22 protein-coding genes are annotated in these 20803 nt (G+C 38.0%); 5 read left to right on the top strand and 17 right to left on the bottom strand.

Going from position 1 to position 20803, the window contains the following annotated elements; translation table 11 throughout:
* Positions 1–2: 2 nt before the first annotated feature.
* The 11 genes from ESU54_RS15555 to ESU54_RS15505 all read right to left on the bottom strand — a co-directional run bounded on the left by ESU54_RS15555 (position 3) and on the right by ESU54_RS15505 (position 9988).
* On the bottom strand, positions 3–1220 hold the full coding sequence (locus ESU54_RS15555) for a hypothetical protein (protein WP_235004615.1): 1218 nt from the start codon (positions 1218–1220) through the stop codon (positions 3–5).
* A gap of 127 nt (positions 1221–1347) precedes the next feature.
* A complete protein-coding gene (gene ric, locus ESU54_RS15550) occupies positions 1348–2073 on the bottom strand; it encodes an iron-sulfur cluster repair di-iron protein (protein ID WP_111845372.1) in 726 nt (241 codons plus the stop codon).
* A 158-nt stretch (positions 2074–2231) separates the two neighbouring features.
* Complete coding sequence (locus ESU54_RS15545; protein WP_111845371.1) at positions 2232–2696, bottom strand: hemerythrin domain-containing protein; 465 nt, start codon at positions 2694–2696, stop codon at positions 2232–2234.
* A gap of 3 nt (positions 2697–2699) precedes the next feature.
* Positions 2700–3134, bottom strand: coding sequence for an RrF2 family transcriptional regulator (locus ESU54_RS15540; RefSeq protein WP_111845370.1), 435 nt, complete (start codon positions 3132–3134; stop codon positions 2700–2702).
* Between the two features lie 107 nt (positions 3135–3241).
* A complete protein-coding gene (locus ESU54_RS15535; RefSeq protein ID WP_111845369.1) occupies positions 3242–3670 on the bottom strand; it encodes an RrF2 family transcriptional regulator in 429 nt (142 codons plus the stop codon).
* 116 nt (positions 3671–3786) lie between these two features.
* The gene (locus tag ESU54_RS15530) at positions 3787–5052 is read right to left on the bottom strand and encodes an acetyl-CoA hydrolase/transferase family protein (RefSeq protein WP_111845368.1); all 1266 of its coding nucleotides are present in this window, start codon (positions 5050–5052) and stop codon (positions 3787–3789) included.
* An 86-nt stretch (positions 5053–5138) separates the two neighbouring features.
* Complete coding sequence (locus ESU54_RS15525; RefSeq protein ID WP_111845367.1) at positions 5139–5744, bottom strand: thioredoxin family protein; 606 nt, start codon at positions 5742–5744, stop codon at positions 5139–5141.
* Positions 5741–7312 carry an L-aspartate oxidase gene (gene nadB, locus ESU54_RS15520; RefSeq protein ID WP_111845366.1) on the bottom strand — a complete coding sequence of 524 codons (1572 nt, stop codon included), beginning with the start codon at positions 7310–7312 and terminating at the stop codon, positions 5741–5743. The genes ESU54_RS15525 and nadB overlap by 4 nt, the downstream gene beginning before the upstream one ends.
* The gene (gene nadA, locus ESU54_RS15515; protein ID WP_111845365.1) at positions 7312–8238 is read right to left on the bottom strand and encodes a quinolinate synthase NadA; all 927 of its coding nucleotides are present in this window, start codon (positions 8236–8238) and stop codon (positions 7312–7314) included. The genes nadB and nadA overlap by 1 nt, the downstream gene beginning before the upstream one ends.
* Complete coding sequence (locus tag ESU54_RS15510) at positions 8239–9567, bottom strand: cbb3-type cytochrome c oxidase subunit I (protein WP_111845364.1); 1329 nt, start codon at positions 9565–9567, stop codon at positions 8239–8241.
* Positions 9557–9988: a c-type cytochrome gene (locus tag ESU54_RS15505; protein ID WP_111845363.1), complete on the bottom strand. Its 432-nt coding sequence runs from the start codon at positions 9986–9988 to the stop codon at positions 9557–9559. Before ESU54_RS15505 ends, ESU54_RS15510 begins: the two co-directional genes overlap by 11 nt.
* Before the next feature lie 185 nt (positions 9989–10173).
* Between ESU54_RS15505 and ESU54_RS15500 the strand changes: the two genes are divergently transcribed.
* The 3 genes from ESU54_RS15500 (at position 10174) to ESU54_RS15490 (ending at position 13710) form a co-directional block, all read left to right on the top strand.
* Positions 10174–12231, top strand: coding sequence for an acetate--CoA ligase family protein (locus ESU54_RS15500; RefSeq protein WP_111845362.1), 2058 nt, complete (start codon positions 10174–10176; stop codon positions 12229–12231).
* A 220-nt stretch (positions 12232–12451) separates the two neighbouring features.
* Positions 12452–13027, top strand: coding sequence for a hypothetical protein (locus ESU54_RS15495; protein WP_146848145.1), 576 nt, complete (start codon positions 12452–12454; stop codon positions 13025–13027).
* Between the two features lie 161 nt (positions 13028–13188).
* Positions 13189–13710, top strand: coding sequence for a hypothetical protein (locus tag ESU54_RS15490; protein ID WP_146744025.1), 522 nt, complete (start codon positions 13189–13191; stop codon positions 13708–13710).
* Between the two features lie 76 nt (positions 13711–13786).
* Here the strand turns inward: ESU54_RS15490 and ESU54_RS15485 are convergent, their stop codons facing one another.
* The 6 genes from ESU54_RS15485 to ESU54_RS15460 all read right to left on the bottom strand — a co-directional run bounded on the left by ESU54_RS15485 (position 13787) and on the right by ESU54_RS15460 (position 19317).
* Complete coding sequence (locus ESU54_RS15485; RefSeq protein WP_111845359.1) at positions 13787–14020, bottom strand: cytochrome C oxidase subunit IV family protein; 234 nt, start codon at positions 14018–14020, stop codon at positions 13787–13789.
* 3 nt (positions 14021–14023) lie between these two features.
* On the bottom strand, positions 14024–14608 hold the full coding sequence (locus ESU54_RS15480; RefSeq protein WP_111845358.1) for a cytochrome c oxidase subunit 3: 585 nt from the start codon (positions 14606–14608) through the stop codon (positions 14024–14026).
* A 1-nt stretch (position 14609) separates the two neighbouring features.
* On the bottom strand, positions 14610–16379 hold the full coding sequence (locus ESU54_RS15475; protein ID WP_111845357.1) for a nitric oxide reductase activation protein NorD: 1770 nt from the start codon (positions 16377–16379) through the stop codon (positions 14610–14612).
* Positions 16380–16388: 9 nt separating this feature from the next.
* Positions 16389–17231, bottom strand: coding sequence for a CbbQ/NirQ/NorQ/GpvN family protein (locus tag ESU54_RS15470; protein WP_317046629.1), 843 nt, complete (start codon positions 17229–17231; stop codon positions 16389–16391).
* A gap of 196 nt (positions 17232–17427) precedes the next feature.
* A complete protein-coding gene (locus ESU54_RS15465) occupies positions 17428–18777 on the bottom strand; it encodes a cbb3-type cytochrome c oxidase subunit I (protein ID WP_111845356.1) in 1350 nt (449 codons plus the stop codon).
* Positions 18778–18870: 93 nt separating this feature from the next.
* Positions 18871–19317 (bottom strand): c-type cytochrome, encoded by a 447-nt coding sequence (locus ESU54_RS15460; protein WP_111845355.1) that lies wholly within the window; start codon positions 19315–19317, stop codon positions 18871–18873.
* A 340-nt stretch (positions 19318–19657) separates the two neighbouring features.
* Here ESU54_RS15460 and ESU54_RS15455 point away from each other — a divergent pair, with 340 nt between their 5' ends.
* Both ESU54_RS15455 and ESU54_RS15450 read left to right on the top strand, forming a co-directional pair.
* The gene (locus ESU54_RS15455; protein WP_111845354.1) at positions 19658–20167 is read left to right on the top strand and encodes a hypothetical protein; all 510 of its coding nucleotides are present in this window, start codon (positions 19658–19660) and stop codon (positions 20165–20167) included.
* 38 nt (positions 20168–20205) lie between these two features.
* Positions 20206–20700: a hypothetical protein gene (locus ESU54_RS15450; protein ID WP_111845353.1), complete on the top strand. Its 495-nt coding sequence runs from the start codon at positions 20206–20208 to the stop codon at positions 20698–20700.
* Positions 20701–20803: the final 103 nt, after the last annotated feature.

Here is a 20803-nt window from a genome sequence, read left to right as displayed (position 1 = left end):
CTTTACATGTTTTTGGAATATTTAAGAAAGATATTTTTAAAAAAAAGAATTGACACTGCTATAGGAAAGCTTAGACTCAAAATTGCCAATAGCATATAATAGTTTGAAATAAACGGAAGTTTTAACCAAAGAGCGAATGCTTTATAAAAGATTAAAAATTCGGTTGTTGTAAAAGCAAAAATGAAGGTCCAAATAAAACTTTTGGGAAGCTTTATTAATTTAAAATATTTTAAAAAAGCAAGTAATGTTGTTATTACAATTCCCAAGAAAACCAAATGAAGATAACCTATTACAAAATCTTTAAGCTGAAAGGCCAAATTTGCAACATAAGGGATTGCCGAAAAGAGTTGCATCAACAATTTTGCGACAAGTAAACCTCCGGCTATTTTTAGAAGAAAAAAGGCGCGCGGAGCAAACGATTTTTTCATGAGCGGGAAATGGTCTTTCAGCAGCATATAAAATTCGTAAAAGGCAAGTCCTTGCGCTACTGCCCCAACTAATCCGAGTACATAAAAAACAATGGGCGGACCAAACCAAAGTACCGAAAGGAATAATGTAAAAAGCACGCCAAAATTCAAAAGAAGGAAAAATGATTTCAGTTTTTCAGGCTTGAACTGAATTCCCTTTTCTTCAAAAATATAAAACAATATCCCTAAAAGTGCCAAGATAAACCAACCGTTATACTGAAAATGAAGGTAGAAATAAATTGACGTTTTATACCAAATAGACTCTGGACCCAGGGTTGCCATCACACCACCAATGGTCCACGGACCGATACTGGAAATAACCAGATACCAAAGCGATGTCTTTATGAGTTTCCACGAAAATCGATTTTTGAAATGCTGCGGAACGTACTTCATCGCAAACCAAGTAAACCAATAGGAAGCGAACAAAAAAAGTGTTGAAAAAATAATGGAAAACAAGGCATATCCTTGAATGGGGAAGGTTATCAACATTCCCATAATGCTAACATTCGTAAATAGGAAAATACGTTTATAAAGTTTTGGTTTTTCTGCAGAAGAAAGAAAAATCTTATAAATCAAGGTTGTTATTCCCAAATATATCCAACCTAACAAGGCGGTGTGTGAATGTGCATGAAGGAGGTATTTGTAATTGAAAGGAAGAGATGTAACAACATAGAATCGCAACAAAACACCCATTAATGCTACAGCCAAAAAATACGCCAAGGCAATACCTATATGTTTCTTTAAATTTATCAAGTCGTAAAATTAAAAAAACAGTTCGGATTTTGGCAGCAAACATTCAAAGTTGCCAATTTACCGAACTGTTGAAAAAACCAATCAAATAAAAATCCAGATTTGGGGCTGGGGATACTGTTCTATAGGGTTAGTTTTTCTTTAGTTTCTTTTCCAAATTCAAAGCTTTTGGGAAAAGAATGTTGTTTTCCAAGTGCACGTGCTGATGCAGATCCTGCTCAAATTCATCTAGTTTGGCGTAAAATGCACGATAGGTGTTGCAAGCCCCTTCAGGTGGTGTAAAGTTGTTGCTAAGCACTGAAATTTTTCGCAATAGCTCGCCAGCTTCTTCGTGCTCGGCTTCCATCATTTTTATAGGGTTTTCAACAGTTCCAAAATGGATTGCGGGTACTTGGCTGTCATCGCGTTCGGCAGTTACAAGTTTTTTAATGAAAGGGAAAAGAATCAATTCTTCCTTTTTCATATGAGCAGCCAGTTCCTGAACAACTTTAGTTACCAAAGCTTCTATTTCAGCAAGTTCGGTATAGTGGTGGCCGTGTACGTGATTTACACGTTTGGAATATTGCAATAAAAGTGGGCTACTTTCTTCCACATAGTGATGGTGCACATTTATGATGTGATCTACCAAGAAGTCGAGCTTCCAACTGTTATAATCGTGGGCACGGTCTTGTAAATTATCTAGGTTTAGAAGTTCCGCTTCTAAAAGAGATGGATCTATTTTAGCCTTTTCACATGCTCTTTTAATGCTGATGCCCCCGCCACAGCAAAAGTCTATGCCGTGCTTTTTAAAAATATGTGCTGCTTTTATGTTTTCGGTAACCACATCGGCTACGGTGCGTTCTTGAAGTGTTGTCATGTTTTTTAAAAGTTTTAATGAATAATAATGGTACAAATTTCAATAGAAAAAAAGGAGCAAAGTATGACCTAAATCATATAATGACATTTTTATCAGAAATTAATTTTAGCGGATAACTCATTAGTAATTAATAAATATAATGGTTTAATAAATAGATGTTATTCCCAAAAGGGATCGTGATAATCGGAATATTTTTCTATGTCGCTGTGAATTTCTTCAATTTTTTCCAGCTGGGTTTCCGTAGCCACTTTTTGAATTTCGTTAAAAAGCACGCGTTCCTCAAATCGAATGTGCGCTTCAAGTTCCTCTTCCAAACAATTCAGTGACTTTTCGGGATTTTTTATGTCATTAAACAGTCGTTTTATTCGTCTGTGTTCTTTTAAGGCACGTTCAATTAATTCATTGTCTTTTTCAAGTATCGGAAAAATATATTTTTCTTCCTCTCTAAAATGGGGCTTTATTTCGTGTTCATAAAACCATTTTGCATATTCCTGAAGCCGTTCCGTGGCAATATTTTTACTAAAACCTTTACGCAGTTTCCAACTGAACAATAATCCAAAATGATGTTGCCTGCTCAATGGTTGCAATGCTTTATGACGTTTAATAGGTTTTTTCTTTTCCATAGTTTATCGTTTCAAAAAAGAAATTCCACCATCAAGCCCGTGGGCCAATTCGTAAAGACTGGTATTGTGAAGCATTCTTTTTAGGTCGTCCCGTATTTCCGCAAACTTGTTATGCATGGGGCAAGGTTGGCGTGCATCGCAGGAACCAAACCCGAGGGCACAGCCCATATATATAGAATCTCCGTCTATAGCCAAAACAATATCACTCAACTTAATGGTCTCTGCCCTACCCTTAGGTATTACAAAACCACCCGTGGGGCCTTTCAAAGAATCAAGAATATCGCTCTTGGCTAATTGATGTAGGATTTTTGCAGTAAAAGCTTCTGGCGAATTGATACTAAATGCAATGTCCTTCAAGCTAACGCGATTGTCCAAAGCAGACTGCGATGCAATATACACCGAAGCTTTTATCCCGTACTGGCACGCTTTTGAAAACATATTTCTTTTTTAATTCTACACACAAAGGTATGAAAAAATCTTATTTCTGATAAAATTATCAGAAATAAATTATTAATGCTAATTTTTTAGAGTCGGTTTTAAGAAAATTATATTTTCAAAAAGGTTTCTCCTTTACGAAGTTTTTCAGAAAGTTGCGTTACTGTAGTGTTTTCACACATTTTTTTCAAGCCCTCCCTAACATCATTAAACTGATCGTGAACCGGACAAGGATGCGCAGCGGAACATTGAGGCAAACCTAAACTACAGCCTTTAAAAATAGAATCTCCATCAATACAAGCAACTATTTCAGCAAGCGTGAGTTTGGAATCTTTTTCTAAATAGAAACCGCCATTGGGACCTTTCCTTGAAAGAATAATCCCTGAGCGTGCTAGTTGTTGACAGATTTTAGCTGTAAATGGTTCTGGAGAATCAACAGCCTTGGCAATTTCGACAATATTCGGTCGCTTATCTAGTTGGGATTGTTCCGCTATAAAGAGAACCGATCTTATTCCGTATTCGCACGCTTTTGAGAACATATTGTTTTGTTTTGTTCAAATTTAAAAATTTCCAGCAATTAAAAAGTATAAAAACACCTTAAAGTCTGAGGAGGTGGATTTTCAACTTTACAAGAACATTTTATTTAAAAAAAAGGTTAGTGAAACCGCAATTTTACTGCCCTCTCCAATGCTTCCCGATGCTCTGGATGCGCTATGGAAATAAGTGCTTTCGCACGCTGCTCCAGTCCTTTTCCAAAAAGATTCACTACTCCGTATTCAGTAACCACATAATGAACGTGAGCCCGCGTAGTAGTTACACTAGCGCCTTCTTTTAAAAATGGAGTGATTTTAGAAACACCTTTATTAGTAATTGAAGGCATTGCAATAATGGGCCTCCCTCCTTCCGAAAGCGATGCGCCGCGAATAAAATCCATTTGCCCCCCAACTCCAGAATATTGGTACATCCCGATGCTGTCCGCACAAACTTGGCCTGTAAGATCAATTTCTATTGCACTATTGATGGCTGTTACTTTTGGGTTTCGCCTAATGATAGCGGTATCGTTGGTATAAGACGCCTCCTTAAAATGGACAATTGGGTTATCATCGATAAAATCGTATAATTTTTGGGTACCCATTGCGAAACAGGTAACTATTTTTCCAGGCTTAATCACTTTTTCCTCGCCTGTGATAATTCCTTTTTCAATTAAGGGAAGAATTCCGTCGCTAAACATTTCTGTATGGATCCCCAGACGTTTGTGATTGCGAAGGTTGTGAAGCACCGCGTTGGGAATATTACCAATGCCCATTTGAAGGGTAGCACCATCTTCAACCAAACTGGCAACATGCCTGCCGATGATGGCCTCTACCTCTGTAGGAATACCTAGCGCAGAAGCGTGAATTGGGGTATCAATTTCTACAGCGAAGTCTATATTTTTTATATGTATAATGCCATCCCCGTGTGTTCTCGGAACTTGTGGATTTATTTGGGCGATAACTTTTTTAGCAGTCTGGATGGCTGACAAGGTAACATCTACAGAAACACCAAGGGAACAATACCCGTGCCTATCTGGAGACGAAACCTGAATAAAAGCTACATCCAAAGGCAAAATATTTCTTTTGAAAAGCCAATGGATCTCACTCAAAAAAATAGGAATATAGTCCCCAAATGAAGTGTTTACACCTTTTCGAACGTTCTCTCCCACAAAACAACTGGAAAGATGGAAGGCATCGGTAAAGGGTTCCATAGTGTACTTGGCTTCGCCGTGCGTATGAATTTGTATTATTTCAACATTTTTCAGTTCGCGATATCTTTCGCACAAAGTGTCTATCAATAAATTGGGCGTCATTGCCGCTCCTTGAAAAAACACACGATTATTTGAACTTACTATAGATACAGCCTCTTCGGCAGAAACGATTTGCATAATTTAATTTTTTACTCCGTCACCAAGGCTTTGGAGAATGATGATACAAAGGTGGGATAATTATAATTTCATAAAAATGATAATTGTCAGAAAGTATCTTTTGTAGTAAGAATCGTTTCCAAAATATCATTTACAATAGAAACCCCTTTATCAGTATTGTACCAAACCTGTAGCATTTCCTTAAAAGTATCATCAATTTTTCCATGTTGTGCTTTGTAATCATTCACCAACTTTGTAGCATTTGTGGAACGTGGACCAAAAGTTTGAAACACGTTAAAATCTTCATCAAGCATAATAACCACCGGAATGGACTGCGAGCCATTGGTAAGAAATTTATCCATAAATTCAGGATTTTCATCGCGAAGTACAATTTTTAATTCGATGTTTTCGGTAAGTTGCGAAATCTTGTTCAAAAAAGGAAGCGTTTGCGCGGCATCGCCGCACCAAGGCTCGCTGATCACCAGCCAAGTTTGTTTTTCAGAAATACTTTTGAAAGCATCAATACTCTCTTCCGGAATTTCAGCGGTTTTGTCCAGACGTTTTGTTCTGCTAAAATTCAATTTTGTATAGTTTATTTTTTCCGGGGTTTGCTCTCCAGTAGTTCTGCCCTCTTCCACCAATTGTTTGAAAAGCAAGTTGTAACCGGAATAATCCATTGCTTTTATTACTGCGTTTTCTATTAAAGTCTTCATATTATTTCTTTTATTTTTTCGTAATCTTCGTTGTAAAATCCACCGCAGTTTTCTTTTCTTTTTAAGGATTGCTGAATAATCAAATGTGCCACATTTACCATATTCCTAAGTTGGGAAAGTGCCGTGTTGAGCTTGTGCTTTTGATAAAGGAATTCGGTTTCAAAATATAATTTCTCCAATTGGAGGGAAGCCGTTTTCAAATCATCATTGTTGCGCACAACACCTGCAAACCTTCGCATCAACTGCTGCAATTCCTCAGTTTTTCGTTGAAGGGTTTCTGAAGCGTTTAACAAAATTGTACCCTCATCGTTCCATTCAGGGATGGCTTTGGTCGCCTGTAAAGGCATATGATTACAGAGATAATTAAAAATACAGTCGGCATAAACTAAGGCTTCAAGCAATGAGTTGGATGCCAATCGATTGGCCCCATGCAAACCTGTGTATGAACACTCTCCACAGGCAAAAAGATTTTTCAACGAAGTTTTTCCGTCCATGTCGACAACAACTCCGCCACATAAGTAATGTGATGCCGGCACTACCGGAATCCAATCTTTTGAAACGTCAATGTTTCTTTGAAAACAGGTTTCAAAAATATTTGGAAAATGCTTTTTGAATTCTTCAAAATCAAGATGGGTACAGTCCAAATAAACGCAATCATCACCCGATTTTTTCATTTCGGAATCTATAGCGCGCGAAACGATATCACGGGAAGCCAATTCGCCTCGTCCGTCATAATTCAACATAAACCGTTCGCCATTTTTATTTCGAAGAAAAGCTCCAAACCCACGAACAGCCTCAGAAATCAAAAAGGAAGCCCCGTTATTTCCATCGTAAAATGCCGTTGGGTGAAACTGGATAAACTCCATGTTTTGTATGCGAGCCTTTGCACGATATGCCATTGCAATACCATCACCTGTGGCAACTGTGGGATTAGTAGTGTGACCATAAACTTGCCCCATTCCGCCAGAAGCAAGCGTAGTGCAATCTGCTTTTATAGTAAAAATGCTTCCCGAAATCTGGTCCAAAACATAAGCTCCGTAACACGAAATCTCTTCATTTTTACTAGTATTTAAATGATGTTCGGTAATTAAATCTATTGCGAAATGATGTGGAAGCAGGGTAATGTTTTGCAAACGATTGGTACGTTCCAAAAGCGTGCGTTCAATTTCGTTTCCAGTGGTATCCTTATGATGAATCACCCTAAATTCGGAATGCCCCCCTTCCCTACCCAAAGTGAATTCGCCATTTGCATCGGTATCAAAATTGGCGCCCCATTCCATCAGCTCCTTCAATCTTTTGGGGCCTTCCTTTATTACCATTTCAACAACGGATTTGTCGCAAAGTCCGTCGCCAGCAATAAGCGTGTCTTCAATATGTTTTTGAAATGAATCTTCCTTTAAATCAAAGACCGCCGCCACGCCACCTTGGGCATATTTGGTGTTCGATTCTGATTGGTGGGCTTTGGTTACAATCGTTATTTTTTTCTTTGGAAATTTTTCGGCAAGTTTCACTGCAAGCGTTAAACCCGCAGCTCCTGAACCGATAATTAAAAAATTGGTCTCCTTCATTATTTCGATAATTCAAGCATCCGTTCAATGGGCAGAATGGCTTTTTTTCGTATTTCTTCGGAAACTTCTATCTGCGGGGATTCGTTCAGCAGACAGTCGTACAATTTTTGCAAAGTGTTCATCTTCATAAAAGCACATTCGCTGCAAGCGCACGTATTGTCCTCTTCCGCTGGAGCAGGAATCAACACAGCTTGCGGTACTTGTTGTTGCATTTTATGAAGAATTCCAGCTTCGGTGGCAACTATAAATTTTTCAGAAGGATGTTTTTTCACATAATCTATCATTCCAGCCGTGGAACCAACATAGGTCGCTGTTTCTAAAATGTGGCTTTCACTTTCAGGATGCGCAATTATTTTTGAACCGGGATTTTCTTTGTACAATTTCAAAAGTTTATCTATTGAAAATGCTTCGTGCACAATGCAAGCCCCATCCCAGAGCAGCATTTTTCTTCTGGTTTTTTTCTGTATATATTTTCCCAGATTTTTATCGGGTGCAAAAATAATTGGGACGTCTTTCGGGACGGAATTTACAATTTTCTCTGCATTGGAGGACGTGCAAATAATATCGCTTAAAGCTTTTACTTCCGCAGAGCAATTAACATAGGTAATCACCGTATAACCTGGATGGGCCTCAACTAATTTCCGAAACACATCTGCTGGGCAAGAATCTGCCAGGGAACAACCAGCCATCAAATCCGGCAACAAGACTTTTTTGTTAGGGTTCAATATCTTGGCGGTTTCAGCCATAAAATGAACGCCGGCAAAAACAATGATTTCTGCATCTGTTTCAGCCGCTTTTTGTGAAAGACCCAAACTGTCGCCAACATAATCCGCCACTTCCTGAATTTCGGGTACTTGGTAATAATGCGCGAGGATGACGGCATTTTTCTGCTTTTTTAACTCCGTTATTTTTTGATGTAAATCCATTTATGAGGGTTTAATTTTTTGAAGAAAAGCTTTGAAAATTGGGAAGGCAACTATTAAAAGGGAAATGAAAATTCCTATTCCAAAAATGAAAAATGAAATGTAATAAGGGATGAGCGAATCCTGCATTTCAGAAAACAATCCGTCTTTAGAAACATACATCCAATAGCTTCTTTTAGCTCCGGCAATTATGAGGGAAACAAAAAATATAAATAGTGAAATATTGAAAGAAACAAAGCCTCTTTTTACCCATTTTCTATCTGTTTTAAAATCTGGATACAGCTGGTGAACGATAAAAAACAAGGCCGAAAAAAGTATGGTAGTGTTAATACCTATAGTAGTTCCCATAGAATGTGCCACCGTAATATGCGTACCGTGCGTAAAGAAATTGATGGCGGGAATGGAAAACAATAATGCGAGTATGACGTTTATAAAAACCCAAAAATCCGTTGCCAGTAAAAACCGATAGGCCATTGGATTAATATCCTTTTCAACTTTTAAAACCGAGCGTTTCCAGTTGTAAATAATCGAGGCCAAAACAATCCATTCCGTCATACTTATTGCGTAAGCAACATATCGAATCCAAGGTTGTGTTGGCAACAAATATGTATGATGCGCCCAACCGAACATTAAATTGGTGAGTCCCAAAAAGTAGAAGAAAAAAGCGGTTTTGTTTGTAGCCACATTGCTGTCCTTCTTTATTTTGGACATCAAATAAATTGAAATTCCATAAACCAGCATATTCCACGAACCCGTGAAAGAACCCGTTGATTTCCATTGGACGGAAAAATCTTTGATAAAATTCAACCTAAAAAAATTGAAAAGCCAAAAATGCGCCTCCATCAAATGGTAGCACATAAAAACAATGCCTGTGCCCCACATCCAGTAATGTACCGGCCAGCCTTTTACGTTTTTATAAAGCGTTTTGAAGTAATTTATTCCGAAGAAAACCCAACCTATTAAAATTGGAATTATCAAAATTGGTGCAAAGGCAAAATACTCTCTTCCTTCGGTATAATCAAATGCAAACGAAAAGTAAATGGCAATACCTGTTAAAAGAAAAATGATGAAATGAATCTTCGCCATCAAAGGCGAAAAGAGTTTGAATTTTTCTACATAAGTGAGAAAAAAATAAATACTGCCCGTGGCGCAAAGCACAATCCATGAAATGACCGAAGTAACGTGAAAAGGGCGCAGTTTTGAAAAGGGGATTTGTTCTTTTAAAAATTCAGGCATTAAATATTGAAATGAAGCCGTCAATCCAAAAAACATTCCCATAAACAGGGCTACCATGGCGAAAAGCAGAAAATAAATTGGGGCCTTACTTTTCATTTCGATACTTTAGTTTCACCCAACCCGTGGCTTCAATTTCGGCGTCGTAGTTGGGATAGATTCCTGTTTCATCCACCTGTTTCAGATATTGTACCAAAGCATCTTTTTCTTCTTCCAAAAAATTAAACTGCGGCATACTTTTTACGCTGCTATTCAAAAACGCTTTAATGTACAGCGGACCTTTATTTTCGTTTGAATAAACATTCGTGAGGTCAGGTCCTAAATACCCGCCCAAACCGTACAGTTGATGGCACGACCAGCAACGGTTATTCTGAAACAACTGCTGGCCTTTTACCGCCAAAGGGGATAATTTTTCAGCAGCCACATAGCCGTTGGTGTTATAAACAACATAGTTGTAAATACCAAAAAGCGTTAGCAAAATTGCAATTACAAAAATGTAAGGTCTTGAATTAGTGTACATTTCGAAATACCATAATTGATGCTAAAAATACCTTTTCACAATTGCTGAAAATATGACTTTTATCAGTTTTTAAGACGGAAGTATCTTTTAATTTCGCTTACCTTCGATATTGAGTCGATTTCCCTCCTCTAGCGAGCAGGCGATTTTGATTTCGGTTTCTATTTCGTTTTAATTTTTTCTCAAGTATGGTAAACAAACAACTGCTCAATCCAAAATCCATTGTAGTGATCGGCGCTTCCAACGATGCTAAAAAACCTGGTGGCAATATGCTGAAAAACATCATCTCCGGGGATTTCCGTGGAAGTTTGTCCGTTGTTAACCCAAAAGAAGAAAAGGTACAGGGTATAAAAAGTTATTCGGAAGTAAAGGATATTCCCAAAACAGAACTGGCCATACTTGCTATTCCAGCCAAATTTTGTCCTGAGACTATAAAAATTCTGGCCGAAGAAAAAAACACCAAAGCATTCATTATCATTTCCGCAGGCTTTGGAGAAGGTGACGAACAAGGAAAACTGTGGGAACAGGAAATCTCACAAACAGTTGAAAGCGTTGGAGGTTGTTTGATTGGCCCAAACTGCATCGGTGTTATTACCGAACATTACAAAGGCGTTTTTACAGCACCAGTTCCGCCATTTAATCCAAAGGGTTGCGACCTTATTTCAGGTTCCGGCGCCACCGCAGTTTTTATTATGGAAGCTGGAATGGCGTTGGGCGTTTCGTTTGCAAATGTATTTTCGGTTGGAAACGCAGCACAGACTGGCGTTGAAGATATTCTGGAATATATGGACATTCACTTCAATCCAGAAATTGATTCATTTATAAAATTGCTTTATCTGGAAACCATTTCTAACCCTAAAAAATTGTTGAAACACGCTTCTTCCTTAATAAAAAAAGGTGCAAAGATAGCGGCCATCAAAGCGGGAAGCACCGCGGAGGGCAGCCGTGCAGCCACTTCGCATACGGGTGCCATTGCCAGCAGCGATATGACGGTGCGCGCGCTGTTCAATAAGGCGGGAATTGTTTATTGCAGCAGCCGCGAGCAACTGTTGAGCGTGGCTTCCATTTTCAACTATAAAAAATTGGTTGGGAAAAACATCGCCATTATTACCCATGCAGGTGGTTCTGCGGTAATGCTGGCCGATGAACTTTCAAAGGGAGGGTTGAAAGTTCCAGAAATATCGGGGCCCGATGCCGAAAAGCTGAAATCGTTCCTCTATCCAGGTTCGTCCGTCAGCAATCCCATAGATTTTTTGGCAACGGGAACGGCGGAACAGCTGGGCATTATCATTGATTACTGTGAACACAAATTTGAAAATATAGACGCAATGGCCGTGGTTTTTGGTAGTCCCGGACTTTTCGACGTTGAAAATGTGTACAATGTTTTGAGCGTAAAATTGGAAATCTGCAGCAAGCCAATTTTCCCCGTGCTGCCATCCGTGGTGAACGCACAGCGCGAAATTCAATCGTTTTTGAAAAAAGGACATATTAATTTTCCGGATGAAGTGGTTTTGGGGAAAGCACTTTCGCAGGTTTTCAATACGCCAGAACCTATTTCGGAACAAATTTCATTGCCAAACATAGATGTTGAAAAAATACGTTCCGTTATTGATAATGTTCCAGAAGGCTATCTCAATGCTAAGCAAACTGAAAAGTTATTGGACGCCGCAGGAATTCCACGGGTGATGGAAATTGTTGAAAATTCAAAAGAAAAATTGCTCGCTGCGATGGATTCAATGGAATTTCCCGTGGTGATGAAAGTGGTTGGCCCGCTTCACAAAAGTGATGCTAAAGGTGTGGTGCTGAATATATCTTCCAAAGAAGAAGTTTCGGAAACCTTTGATTTGTTGATGAAAATAGATTCCGCTACGGCGGTTATGGTGCAACCACAATTGGCGGGGCTAGAACTGTTTGTGGGCGTTATGAAAGAGCCTGGCTTCAACCACACCATTCTTTGTGGTTTGGGCGGAATTTTTATAGAAGTGCTAAACGATGTGGCTGCAGGATTGAGCCCCATCTCAAAAGTAGAAGCACAGAAAATGGTGCAATCGCTTCGGGGTTATAAATTGATTCAGGGTGCGAGAGACCAAGAGGGTGTGGACGAAAACCAATTTGTGGATATTATTCAAAGGCTTTCCGCTTTGGTAGAAGCCGCCCCGGAAATTATGGAAATGGACATCAACCCCTTGATTGGCACGCAAAGGGCAATCATGGCTGTGGATACACGGGTGCGGATTGGGCTATAAATAAAAACCAGACTATTCTTTTTTAAGGTATGCTACAGTGCTGTAGTGGTTTGGAACATATATAAAAGGGGTTGGAAGGGGTAAATTCGTATATTTGGGAAATACACCAAGTAAAAAAACTTAAAACTTGGATATAGCCAACTGAATTAGTGGTATAAACATATAAAAGTTGGGGATATAAACAAGTTAGCAACAAGCTGAAAAAAATCACGCACAAAAATTGAAATATATAATATCAATATTAATTACGCTTTTCCTTCTCTCGTGTAAAACCAATAAAACCGAGTCAGAATCGGAATACCAAAATTGCATTAACACCAAAACGTTTGAAAGGGGAATATTTTACCGTCCAAACACATCGGAATCGGAATTTGCAAAATCAGTTAATGTGTTTGATTCGATTAAAAAATTTGAAAACTATTTGGAAAACGGAAAATTGCTTTCTGGAATTAACAAAAAAGATTATTTGTCTCTAATATCAAATATTGACAAAACTGATTTTCTCAAGAAAGAGTTTTTCGAATTTAATTATGATAATCATTTTATAGAGAACAATTTGATGACCTCATTGTTTTTTGAAGAATTATTTTATGATTGTGTTATGAGTTCATTCAAGAACCAAGAACATTACGAATACATTTTAACAACAAAAGATAAAGTCCAATATAATTCATATCCGAATTCAGAAATATTAACTGAATTAGTTAATGAAGTGGATTTTAAAAGTGATACGCAAAGATTAATAATTACTTATTTAATATATAGCAACTTGTATTGGAAATATGAAATGAAATAAAAGCCAGTTGCTAACACCGTGTATAAACCATTGCTGGGTCTGTGCTCATCTGGAAAATTCTTGGGAATTTTCCAGCGTAGTTTTGTATCTTTAATGGTTCGTGCTTTAACACGCAACGGTCCATACACAACAACGTTATGGGCAACCTAAAAAAAAGAAATATGAAATATGCAATTATGTTAGGCTCGAATATGTTCATTGGAACAAATGGAGTTTTTACAGTAGAAATTAATGGGAAGTTAAAAGAGTTTTTTAAAGTCCGAGAAATTTTTCGAGAAAGGTCAGAAGGCTCTTATTTAGCCGTGGATTGCGATATTAAAGATTTTGAAAACAAAAGAGAAGTAAAGCTTTTCAAAAGCAAACCTGTGGTGGCTGACGAAAATATTCAGATTGAATCCGATAAAAAAAATTTAATTGCAAAAAGATCAGATGGAAGCTTAATTATTAAAATTGAGCAAATTGAAAGCGACAATCCCACTCTGCCAAAATCTGGACCGATTCCAGAACTACTTAAAACAAATCAAGTAGATGCTATTTTGAGAATAACTGGAAACTTTTATGCTGGTGATTTTAAAGTAAACATTGACAATGAAAATATGAACATTGGTGGAGTAACACTTGGCGGAAATTTGAGTGTCGGAACTGGTGGAATGCGAATTACCCAAATGGGATTTTCGATGTAAAATGTTAGCACTTAACACAGTATCCAATAAAAAGCACTAATCCCGTTCTTAAAAAAATTATTTTCTATGTTTTGCTTTAAACCGCCCAAACAACAGTAAGCAACAATCCTAAAAAAGCAACTAACAAAACCCTCCAAAAAACATTCGCCTTTTTAAGTTCCATAAAGAAAAATGCCACGCCTATAAATTTCAGGAATGACAATCCCAAAATGATAATTGCAACATAGGCAAAATCCAAATTCGCAAAAACCGCGGAAATGATTGTGAGCACAATCAAAACCAACCAAGTGATGTTAAAAGTCCATTCCATTTTTTAAAAAAGTAAATAAATTATTGGGAAAAGCAACAGCCAAATTAAATCGCACATATGCCAAAAGGTGGCGCCAGATTGATAATCTTCAATTTTTAGGGTTTCAGGTTTTTTACGGAGAGTTCTTGCGGATAGAGCTAAAATCACGATTCCGACAATTACGTGAACCACATGAAATAGGGTAAGCATCCAATAATACCCAAAGAAATCATTGTAGCCAATGGTAAGTCCGACTTCTACTTTATCGTAATACTCTACACTTTTCAAAGCAAGAAATAGAAAACCTCCAAGGATAGTTAGATTTAAAAATAATTTGCTTTTACTAAAATTTCCTTTTTTCAAAAAATACACAGATTGCGCCATGCACCAACCACTGCTAAGCAAGAAAATTGTGTTTATTGCACCGTAAGCAGTATTTAAAAGCAAACGAGATTCGTGAAACATCTCTGGCTCGGCTCTTGCGTTTAATGCCATAAAAACTAAGGCAATCCCGAAAGTAACGAGTTCGAGGTAAATAACAATCCACATCAATATTCCGCCGGGCGGGTAAAAAATATTTTTGTAATCAATTTTTACAGTATCGGCCATTTCAGCTTTGATGTTTTATTTTTTCGTACAGTTTTACTAGCGATTGCAGCAATTCTACAGGCGTGGTCAAAATCTGGAAATGGTTCTGCCCAAACATCTGTGGCAAATAATATTTTGCCTGCGCCTCAATCGCCAACGCATACGAATTTATGTTCCGCTGGTTCAATTCCCGAAGTGCTTGCTTTACATCATTGATGCCGTATTTGCCTTCGTATTTGTCATAATCATTGGGCTTTCCGTCCGAAATAAGGATAACCCATTTGTTTTTGGTGTCGCGTTTGTCCAGCAAGGCTCCCGAATGTCTCAGCGCAGTACCAATTCGTGTATAACCACTGGGCTGCAATGCGCCAATTTTGTGTTTTGCCTTTTGCCAAGGTTCTCCAAAATCCTTTAAAGTCAAGTAAGTACTGTGGTTTCGGGTTTTGGAATAGAAACCTGCGATAGAAAAATCCACGTTGAATTCATCCAAAATTTCCCCAAAAAGGATTGAAACCTGTTTTTCAACATCTATCACCCTGTTTCCAGCAGCATATCCATCGCTGGAAAGACTGCTATCCAAAAGCATTAAAATGGAAAGGTCTTTTTCTTTTTTCCGTTTTGAGAGATATATGTTTTCCGAAGGCGTGTGCCCCGTGTGAACGTCAACATATAAATCCGTCAATGCGTCGAGGTCAAATTCCTCGCCCTGCAATTGTCTGCGTTGTTGTTGAAATTTATTGTTTACTGAAGTTAGCATTTTGCGCAGTCCCATCAAAGTAGAAGCGTGCTCGCGGAGGGTGTTTTTGTAATATCCAGGATCAATTTCAGTCTGCGTTTGTGGGAAAACTTTACAGAAATCGGGTTTATAAACCCGTTTGGAACAATCCCATTCGTCATATAGAATGTGATGGCCAGCTGCTTCCAATTCGGCACTTTCTGAAATTGTGGTGTTTTCAATAAATTCTGCTTGATAGATGGAATGTGTAAGATCGTCCACTCGTACGGTTTGCTTCATATTCAGGTCTTCAAGCGCATTGGCGTGGTCGTCAAGTTCGTCATCGCCATCAAAATCGCGCCAGCCGCCCTCCCACTCTTCTGCGGTTTCCGCCTTTTCAAAGTTGTGGGTAAGCATATAATCTTCCTGCGCTTTTTTATCAACTTCAATAGATTTTATTTCTTCCACCGCATTGGCTTTCAAAATTGTATTTATTTCTTCTTCAATGGCAGATTTTACTTTTTCTGAAATATTCTGAAGCACTTTTTTCTTCGGAATTTCGGGGGAATTCTCCATCCATTTCCCATAAATAAAAGAATAATCGGGTGGATTTTTTTCCGAAGTATTTTCCTCAATAAGTAACAGTAATTCAGAATAAACCTGCTCCGTTCCCGGGAATTGGTTAAAAATTTCCTTTAACACTTTTTCAGAATTCTCTTCGGAAATTTTTTGGGCTTCTTCCAAAGTATGCTCTTCACCCAATTCATAATTTAGCTGAAAGCTTTTCTGGATGGAAAGATAGAGCGTTCTAAAAATGTAAAAGGCAAGATTTTTTTCTGAAGTGTCAAAACCTGAAAAGCGCTCGGGCAAAAAGAAGCTGTTGTTTTTGTAGCCGCCCTCGCGTTCCGCCTCAAATATTTCAATTGCATGGCCTGTAACGGCGCGAGCTACCAATGTTAGCCGAGGTTTAATTTCGCTAAGTTTTACGGTGTGCGCAATTGCTTCCTTCGCACTTTTTTTTCGGTGTTTTAGAAATTTTGCAACCTTGGCAAAGATAAACTCATCGGGTTCAAACATGGCTTTGGCTTAAATCATCAAATCGCACAAATCTGTTAGCGCTTGGGTAATTTCAAGGTCATCGGTCAAAGGCTCTACAATCGCCACTTTTACGGAAAGCCGCTTAGGAAGTCCGCTATTTATAAGCATTGCAGCATCCACCAATAAACGTGTGGAAACGGTTTCAGTAAGACCCAATTCGGTAAGATTCCTGATTTTATGGGCAATATTTACCAGTTTTTTTGAAGTATCGCGATCCAAACCTGTTTCGGTTTCCACTATTTCAGTTTCATCCTTTGCAGTTGGATATTGAAATGAAAGCGCCACAAAACGTTGGCGGGTAGAAGGTTTTAACTCCTTAAATCCTTTTTGGTAACCAGGATTAAAGGAAGCCACGAGCATAAAATCTGGGTGTGCTTTCACGGTAATTCCAAGTTTATCAATATAAAGTTCCTTTCTATGATCTGTAAGTGAATGTATAGAAACTATCACATCTGGGCGGGCTTCGGCTATTTCGTCTAAATAAAGAATAGCACCTTCCTTCACCGCTTTCGTCAAAGGGCCATCCACCCAAATGGTTTCTGCACCTTTGATAATATAGCGTCCAATAAGATCTGTGGAAGAGGTTTCTTCATGGCATGAAACGGTTATGAGCGATTGCTCCAACTGATGTGCCATATAATCAACAAATCGTGTCTTTCCGGTTCCTGTGGGACCTTTCAGCAATATTGGCAATCGGTTTTTGAAAGCGTGCTGAAAAACTTCAATCTCGCGATGGATAGGTTTGTAGAAAGGTATATTTCCTTTCCCCGAAACTTCTTCCGAAGAAATCTTCATTATTGGTTTTGTATTTATAGTTTCTGTTGTCGCCATAATTTTTCATTTTAATTGTGTGTTCGAGCCCTTCTAAACTAAAGCTGAAGGACTCGACCAAACAAACTATCTATTAAAAGGCCTGAAGAACGGTTCTTTTTGGAAAGAAAACTTTAATTGTTTTTATATGAAGTAGAACTTTCCAGGGTTTTCAGGTATAAGAACGTAACCGAATTCAGGCCTTTTTTTAAAGTATTTATAAAAATTTATTCTCTTCGGTTTCCATGGCTTCATCTGTGGGGAGGCCGTGTTTGTAAAAATCGTATATATAGGTTAAAATTCCGATGGTAAACAAACTAGCGCAAATAATAAGCACTATAAAATGGATGCTTATTTCCTTCTGTACGGCCATAAATTCCATTCCGAACTTTCGTTCCAAATAAACCTGTGCCACACCTGCTACTCCAAAAGCCATCGTCATTCCTATCATTCCAATATTTGCAGTCCAGAAAGCCACGCGACCACGAGTTCCGTCATACAATTTGCGTCCGGTCATATTAGGAAGACTGTAGCTTATAATCGCCAAAACAATCATTGCATAAGCACCCCAGAAAGCTAAGTGGGCGTGCATTGCGGTAACCAAGGTTCCGTGCGTATAGAGATTGGTTTGGGGCAACGTATGCGCAAAGCCTAAAAGTCCAGCGCCAACAAAGGAGACAATGGCGGCTCCAAGCGTCCAAAACAGCGCAATTTTATTTGGGTGTTTCTTTTCGCCTTTGCGATACATATTTACTGCAAAAAGTGCCATTGCAAGAAATGCCAATGGTTCCAAAGCTGAGAAAATTCCACCGACAACAAGCCAGATTTTGTTTACACCTATATAGTAATAGTGGTGACCAGTACCAAGCACGCCGGAAAGGAAAGTAAGTCCAACGATTACATAAAGCCATTTTTCAATAACCTCGCGGTCAACACCGGTAAGTTTGATGAGCAAAAAGGCAAGAATACCGCCCATAATAAGCTCCCAAACACCTTCAACCCAAAGGTGAACTACCCACCAGCGAAAAAAACTATCGGTTACTTGGCTGTCAAAAGGCAACATTCCTGGAAGATAAAGTAGGGCTGCAAACAAAAGCCCCATGGAAAGCACTAATGCCGTTGTGGTTTTTCGTTTTCCTTTAAAAAGCGTTAGAAGTATCAATGCGAGGAATAAAAGAACATTTAAAACTACTAAATAATCGAGCGGGCGTGGAATTTCCAAAAATTTTCGACCTTCCCAAATATTAAAATGAAAACCAATAATAGCGGCAACGCCTACTAAAGCAAGTGTAATAAGCTGAACATACGCCAACTTAACGCTTACAAGTTCGCGTTGGGCTTCTTCGGGAATAATGTAATAAGCGGCACCCATAAATCCGGAGAGCAACCAAACCACAAGTAGGTTAGTGTGAACGGCGCGTGCTGTGTTAAACGGAATATATTCGTGCAGACCGTCCATTCCAATACGGGCGAAACCCATAATGAAACCATAGGTCAACTGCAATACGAGTAGCAGCATTGATAAAGCAAAAAACCAATAGGCTACTTTTTGAGATTTATATTTCATCTGTATATAATTTTTGTTAGTTATAGGAAGATGGAATGCCCTATTAAATTTTCTTCGGTTAGTTTAAACTTCAGAAGGGCATTTCATAATTTCTTAGTTGTTGGTTAGTTGTTTGTCTTTTGCCAAAGGCGATACAATTCGCTCAAAGCCGTTAAGGTCTATCTCGCCTATCCAATTAAAGAAGGCAATAACATCCAAGGCCTCTTCTTCTGAGAAACCATAGGCAACCATTTTACGGTCGTTTGGCGCCCAAGGCACTGGAGACATCAACACCGCTTTTACGTAGCCTTCACCACGGCGTTCAATAACTTTTGTAAGTTCTGGCGCATAATAGGCACCTTCGCCTAGAATGGTATGGCAGCCCATACAGTTGTTTTTTTCCCAAATGTGTTTGCCACGTACCACCTGTGCGGTAATGTTTTCATAATTGGTTTGATCTTGGCCATCACTGAAGGAATAAATAGTGAGGCCAATAAAAATCAAAAAGGTTACGAACGTTCCTACTAAGAAAAACGCCCGTGCTTGTTGTTTGGATAGCATATTGGTTGGTTTTAAGTTAACTATTTAAGACTTAAAAATCTTAATAACAAAATAAAAACAATCAGGGAATATGGAATATGACCGTTATCATATTAAGTAAGATTTTTAGGATTTTTTTAAGAAATTGAAAAAAGTGGATGTGGGGGAATTATATTGTAGAGTTTGGAGTGGTTTGCTACTTTAAAAGAAAAACAAAGTACTACACGCCAAGGTGGAAGCGCTGATGACGGTGCTATGGAAATAAAAGGATTTGTGTTATATTTGAAATTAAACTATTAAAGATATATTGGGAATAAATGCAACAGTTGCTTTTATCCGCATGTTGGCAACAATTTGAGAAATGACAAAATACATTCAAATTTTTATAATCCTTTTGACATTATCTGCTTGGGGACAAAAAGAAACTGAAAAGAAAACGCCAGAAAACGTTAATGAAAAGTCTGCGGAATCGGAACAGAAAACTGAATCTGAAAAAGTGGAAAAATGGACTGATTCGAATGGAAACGTTTTCACCGAAAAAGGAAATGAAATTTCTATAATTCCTGCCAAATACAATAAAACTGGGAAAACATACAAAGTCTTTATTTACAATGAAACTTCTAACGAAATCGGAATTATTGAAAACCTAAAAATAAAACCGAATGAGTTTCGAGTTTTTAACTTAAAAGACATTGATACACTTAAATTGGACAACGGAGTGAAATTTATGTTTGGAGAAACTTATGGTCTTGAAATTGAGGATAAACAATCTCAAGTTAGTGGTCTTGGTGGAAAATTTTTAGATGAATATAAAGTTCCTGATGAGACTGAATGGGCTTTTGTTATAGTTCCAATAGGACAAGGAGATTAAGAACAAAACTTTTACCAATAATTTAAACTCAACAAAAATTGAAAAAAAATCAAACGGACTTTATTAACAAATTAGGAATTGGGGCTTTTGCTTATATTTCAATTAGTGAATTTTGTGGATTAATTGAATACTTATTTGAGTACGTTTTAATAATTGCCGGAACAAAACCCATAACTACAATTTGGCTACCTGAAATAATGAGTCTCTTTCTTTTTACAATAATTGTGGTTTGGGGAATAAAAAAATACAACAGACCGATTGAAATAGACACACGAAAAACTCTGAAATCTATAATAACTATATTCTTTGGAATTTTGATATTACAATTTCTATTCTCTTATTTCGGAACTGACTTTTTGATGGAAAAGTATTCAACGGAATTTGAAAATTATGCAAAAGCAAATAAAGGAAGTTTAATGTTACGAGGATATCTTGCTTTCCTTCCAATTTTACAATTCGTTATATTGGGAATAATACTATTGATGAATAAAAAAACAGTTGCCAACACCGGTAACCGTTGCACAACCCCATAATTTATAAAAACCCAACCCATATAAGCCGCTTTAAGCGATTTTGTTTTTTAGTTCAGCGTTGGGAATGGGCAGAATTTGGAACCGTTAAAAAGAGGGGATGCTT

This window comes from Aequorivita antarctica (assembly GCF_007997155.1).
GTDB lineage: Bacteria > Bacteroidota > Bacteroidia > Flavobacteriales > Flavobacteriaceae > Aequorivita > Aequorivita antarctica.
This window is presented reverse-complemented; position numbering and strand designations above follow the sequence as displayed.